Here is a 1952-nt window from a genome sequence, read left to right on the forward strand (position 1 = left end):
CCACCTTCGACAGCAGCATCACCACAAGGGGCTTTACGGGCCACGAGATGCTGGATGAAGTGGGTGTGATCCATATGAATGGGCGGATTTACGATGCGAAGATTGCCAGGTTCTTGCAGGCGGATCCGTTCATACAAGATCCGACATACAGTCAATCTCTGAACCGTTATAGCTATACATTCAATAACCCCTTAAATGCGACTGATCCGAGTGGGTTTATATCACTCACAAATATTCTAGATGCGATAGTAACGATTGTTGCAGTGGTAGCGAATTATTTTGTTCCGGGATCAGGGGCTGCGATTCTGCAATGGTGGGCTGGTGTGAGACCCTATGTTGAGGCTGCAGAAGCTGCGTATCATGCTTATAGTGCTTATGGCGCATACCAAGATGGAAATTTATTTAGCGCCGCGTTTCATGCTTTTTCGGCATACGATATAGGAGTTAATGGTGTTGCTATAAACGAAGATATAGCTGATATTCAGAAAATTATTATAGATCAAAGTAAGGCAGGTACGACAAGCGCGCTAACAGGCTTTAAATTTACGAATGGAGCGCTCACGAATTCGTTTGAAGCGGCTATTGAGGAAGGAGGAGAGGTTGCTCGAGAAGCGGGTAATCCATGGCTCGGTATTATTCCTTGGGGGAAACTGGCAGAAGTAGCTGATGAAATAAGAGCTAAGGACGCGACGGTTAAACTCTCAGTTTTTATTGAGTTACCAGATCCTAATTCTCCATCTAAACTTGGTCGAAAAGGACTTGATGGTCATACTGGAATATCTATAGGAGATAGCTTCTTTGACTTCGGTCCACAAATAGGCGAGGGTGCAAATATAGACGGATCCCCTGGCAGGCCATGGTGGGATAGTTTTGCAAATCCTAGAACGGGTGATGCTAGTAGGCAAGATGTTGAAGATTTTATTGCTGCCAGTGGTAAAAAAGTAGCTGTATTCACCAAGATTGTATCTATGTCTGAGACGATTCAAGTTCGTAAATACTGGCAAGAACTATATAAGAATCCCGGTAAATACCATTTTGCTGGAAGACAATGTACTACAGCGGCGTGTGCAAGTTTGAATGCAGGAGGATTTGGCGAGTTTTTATCTATAACCCCTGGTCACTTAGCAGATACGCTTAGGTCGGAGCAATATAAAAACGCTGGGTGGTTTGAAGAGTGAAGATAAATAATTTGCTTTTGGCGCTTATATGCTGTTGTTCTCTAGGGTGCAGTGATGTCGATGATTCTGAAAAAGAAGTGCATACACAACCTGTGTATTGGCCGGGTGAGCCTGAGTATATAAAAAAGGTTAAGGAATTTAGTATATCTCCTGAAGAGGCTCATGATATGTTGCTGCAGAGAACAACAGAACATAGACATCGTTTTTTTGACAAGAATCCGATCTTGATCGTCGGGGATGATTACTTTTTTTGCGAGCCTAGAAAGTTTGAGATTCCTTTAACGGGGTTTTATATAAACGGTAACGATGGTAGTGCTGAATATAGAACATCAAATGATGTGATATCTAAAGATCAAAAATTAATATCATTTGATAAATTTTTGGACTATCAAAACATTAACCTGAATCCGTGATGAGAAGGGGATGCATTTATTTATGAAAAATCCCCCTGATTTATAACTGAGAAACCCCCACCCAACGCCCCGCCAGGATCTGCCGGGGCGTTATTTTTAGTTGGTTGTTTGCAGGGGATTATCCACCCATCTGAATCAGCCGTTCCCTGAGCCGTTGCTGCCGCTGTTTGATAATCGAAAGCACCTGCCCCAGTCCAACCAGGCTGTGCGGCGGCAGCTCAAACCGGCTGACCATGAAAAGGGGACAGATTTATTTTTTGAAAAGTCGCCCTGATTTATAACTGAGAAAACACCACCCAGAGCCCCGCCATTGATCTGCCGGGGCGTTATTTTTGATCGGTTGCTGGCAGGGGATTAGCCG

The 1952-nt window shown here is 43.8% G+C and carries 2 protein-coding genes; both read left to right on the plus strand.

All coding sequences use genetic code 11. The annotated features are described in order from the left end of the window. Positions 1–1178, plus strand: a 1178-nt coding sequence (locus QSV34_RS15125) for an RHS repeat-associated core domain-containing protein (protein ID WP_289156078.1), incomplete at its 5' end; no start/stop codon positions are given. Beyond that, positions 1175–1591 (plus strand): hypothetical protein, encoded by a 417-nt coding sequence (locus tag QSV34_RS15130; protein ID WP_289156080.1) that lies wholly within the window; start codon positions 1175–1177, stop codon positions 1589–1591. The genes QSV34_RS15125 and QSV34_RS15130, both read left to right, overlap by 4 nt. The last annotated feature ends 361 nt before the right edge of the window (positions 1592–1952 follow it).

Source organism: Porticoccus sp. W117 (genome assembly GCF_030341905.1).
Lineage (GTDB): Bacteria > Pseudomonadota > Gammaproteobacteria > Pseudomonadales > Porticoccaceae > SCSIO-12696.